This window comes from Streptomyces sp. URMC 124 (assembly GCF_051386455.1).
Classification (GTDB): domain Bacteria; phylum Actinomycetota; class Actinomycetes; order Streptomycetales; family Streptomycetaceae; genus Streptomyces.
Genome location: NZ_JBPQTS010000673.1, coordinates 1 through 231 on the forward strand (window position 1 = coordinate 1; position 231 = coordinate 231).

1 protein-coding gene is annotated in these 231 nt (G+C 48.1%); it reads right to left on the minus strand.

All coding sequences use genetic code 11. The annotated features are described in order from the left end of the window. Positions 1-212: hypothetical protein (locus tag ACSNOG_RS34125; protein ID WP_436756540.1), on the minus strand; the 212-nt coding region annotated here is incomplete at its 3' end. Positions 213-231: the final 19 nt, after the last annotated feature.

Sequence of the window (231 nt, forward strand, 5' to 3'; positions counted from 1 at the left end):
GCCTGATATGTAGGATTCGCGGTATCTTCGTCATGATGCATATGAGCATATACGTACAGACGCTCGGCATGGTAGGAAATTTCGTCTTCGAGCTCGAAGCATTCCTTGATTGAAGCGGCATTGTTTAATTTGCCTTGATAATCGGCCGTTTTCTTCAGCAGGTCCTTCAGCTTGGCAAAGCTGTCGTCCCATGCCTGTTGATCGGCGAACATGTCCTCAAGCTTCCATTGG